Source organism: Polaromonas sp. (genome assembly GCF_043778355.1).
Lineage (GTDB): Bacteria > Pseudomonadota > Gammaproteobacteria > Burkholderiales > Burkholderiaceae_C > Polaromonas.
Map to the genome: position 1 here is coordinate 1 of NZ_JAYWHI010000087.1, position 2,719 is coordinate 2,719.

The 2,719-nt window shown below is 61.1% G+C and carries 2 protein-coding genes; one reads left to right on the forward strand and one right to left on the reverse strand.

The features are described 5' to 3' along the window. Positions 1–453: 453 nt before the first annotated feature. Complete coding sequence (locus tag ACH2CW_RS12125) at positions 454–1,977, reverse strand: wax ester/triacylglycerol synthase family O-acyltransferase (protein WP_395058428.1); 1,524 nt, start codon at positions 1,975–1,977, stop codon at positions 454–456. Between the two features lie 320 nt (positions 1,978–2,297). On the opposite strand from ACH2CW_RS12125, the gene ACH2CW_RS12130 reads away from it, so the two are divergent. After that, complete coding sequence (locus tag ACH2CW_RS12130; RefSeq protein ID WP_395058430.1) at positions 2,298–2,552, forward strand: acyl-CoA-binding protein; 255 nt, start codon at positions 2,298–2,300, stop codon at positions 2,550–2,552. Positions 2,553–2,719: the final 167 nt, after the last annotated feature.

Consider the following 2,719-nt stretch of genomic DNA (forward strand, 5'->3'; position numbering starts at 1 on the left):
GACGGGTGGGGGAGCGGAACCGAAAACCAATACCAATTCGGGGAGGCGGGGACGCGCAAAGCGCGACCCCGCCGGAGCCCGATCCCGTGCCCGAATCCGTTCCCGTCCCCACCACCCTTCTGTATGCGCCGAGGAGCGCAGGGCCAGACGGATCAGGACGGGCGATTGTCTGAGCGCAGCGAGTTCGAGCCCGGCCCCGGCTGGACCAAGCACCGCAGGTTGCCCCCGTAGCGCTAGCGAAGGGGGTCGCAGACAGCAGGGTCGCCTTTTCTTTGGTGACTTTCTTTTGGCGACGCAAAAGAAAAGTTACTTTCCGCCGGGCAACCCCCGGCTTGTTGGCAAGACGTCGGGGCATGAACAAGCCACGTTAGTTACGAAAATTGCTATAAATTCAATAGCTGCTTGCGCCCGATTTCAAAGGGCGGAAGGCCCAAAAGACTTATAAAACCAGCGTCACTCGCCCCACGGCAGCATCAACGTCACGATAGACAACTTGGCAAACTCAGGAACGAACTCGTCAATGATGCGCTGGGGTTCGGGGCAAAGCAGGCTGTCGGTGATCACGCCGAACTGCACGCCGCCGCCGTAACTCAGGATGGACACACCCAAGCCAACATCGCCCGACTGCGGTACCCAGAACATGCTTTGCTCCAGCGTCGATCCGCAAAACTTGAGCTTGTCGCGCGGTCCCGGCACGTTGGTCATCACCGCCGTGGTTTTTTTGGCGAACAGGTTGAGCATCGCGTCCTGCGCCGGCTTGATCAGCAGACCGGCAATCGCCAGCAGGCTGAAGGCCAGCAGGGGCTGGTAGCTGCCCTTGAGTGCGGCCATACGCCGCCGCACTTCGTAGACACGTTCGATCGGGTTGTCCACGCCGATGGGCAGCACCAGCGGCACCAGGCCGAAGCGGTTGCCGAGTTTGTAGGCTTGCTCGATGGGCCGCAGATTCACCGGCACCATGGCGCGGATCTCCTGGTCTTTCACGTCGTCGCCATGCGATTTGAGGTATTCACCAATCGCGCCGGCCACGCAGCTCAGCAACACGTCGTTGATCGAACAGTTCAGCGCCTTGCCGACCGCCTTGACCTCTTCGAGCGGAATCGGCTGGCACCAGGCGACTTTTTTGGTCGTGCCGGGTTTGCCCTTGAGTCGCGTTTTCGAGTCGTCGGGCATCAGCGCCAGCGCGGCGCCGTCTTTCAGTACCTGCAGCAACACCTTGGCGACATCGAGAGAGCCAGCCATGCTTTTTTGTGGATCACTGAGCAGGTTCAATGAACGCGCCGCGCCTTCGCCGGCGGCGCCCAGCGCCTTGACCGTGAGGTCGGTAAACGGCTTGAGCAGCGTGTCGGCAATCCAGTCCTCGGCGCCGCCGCCGGTTTCTTTCTTGCGCCGCTCGGGCGGCGGTGCGCCGCCATCAACCAGCGACATGGTCACCGAGATCAGCGCGATGCCATCGGCGATGCAGTGGTGAATGCGCACAATCATCGCGCTGCCCTTGACGCCATCGGGGCCGGTGTAGTCCTCGACCAAGTGGATCTGCCACAGCGGGCGCTTGCGGTCCAGCGGCTGCATGGCGAGTTCGGCGACGCGGTCCTGCAGCACTTCCTGCTCCTTGCCCTTCGCGGCCTTCGGCAGCTTCTCAACGATCACGTGGTTCTTCAGGTCGAAGTAACGGTCCTCGACCCAAGTGGCGCCGGCGGCGTCTTCGATCACGCGCTGGCGAAAACGCCCGTACTTGAGGAGGCTGGTCTCCATGCGTTCACACACCGCCGCGTGGCTCACGCCCGGCGTGAGCTGCCAGACGCCGACAATCATCATCAGGTTGGACGCGGTGTCCATGCGCAGCCAGGCGGTGTCGACCTTGCTCATGCGTTCGCCCGTCAGGCCCAGCGTACCGGAGACCGCGCGCGTCACGTTTTTTTGTACATTCTTCGCGACTTTTTTGCCCGCTGCCTGGGCCGAAACGCGTGTAACCATGAAAACTCCAGATAAAAAAATAGCCAGCCTGCCATCGCGGCTTCCCTCGATGCGGCGGGTGACGTTCTGCCCCCGGTCTGTCATCCCGGACCTGATCCGGGATCCAAGCCTGGCACAACCCGGATAGACGAGGTCATCGCAGCATGGATTGCGGGTCAGGCCCGCAATGACAAGTCAAATTGGCCATCCGGCTTGCCAGGAAGGCATGAAACGACCCCTATTGGGAGCAGTGCCCTATTCTGCTGGCAACGGTGTGGCTAAGATACCGGGCAGTTACCCCAATAATTCATGGGATCTCAAACTACCACGGAGCACCTTTCATGTCAGACCTCAAAGCCGCTTTCGACAAGGCCATGGCCGCTTCCAAAAACCTCAGCGAGCGTCCCGACAACGCCACCCTGCTGCAGATTTACGCGCTGTACAAACAGGGCAGCGGCGGCGACAACAACGACAAAAAACCCGGTTTCAGCGACATGGTGGCCCGCGCCAAATGGGACGCCTGGAACAAGCTCAAGGGCACCTCGCAGGAAGATGCGATGCAGCAGTACATTGATTTGATTGAGTCGCTGAGTTAAGTTTTTCTTTGGCCCTTGTGGGCCGCCCTGCTGACTGCGCTGGCTTGTGCCTTGCAGGGCCTTCCGGCTAGCCGGGTCTCGCCCCGGCGGGCGAGGCACTTTTCTTTGCGTCGCCAAAGAAAAGTACCCAAAAGAAAGGCGACCCGATGGTCTGGGTCCCCTGCGCT

Excerpts from the sequence above, each read along its gene's own strand:
- ACH2CW_RS12125 (WP_395058428.1), bottom strand. The coding sequence starts at position 1,977 with ATGGTTACACGCGTTTCGGCCCAGGCAGCGGGCAAAAAAGTCGCGAAG.
- ACH2CW_RS12130 (WP_395058430.1), top strand. The coding sequence starts at position 2,298 with ATGTCAGACCTCAAAGCCGCTTTCGACAAGGCCATGGCCGCTTCCAAA.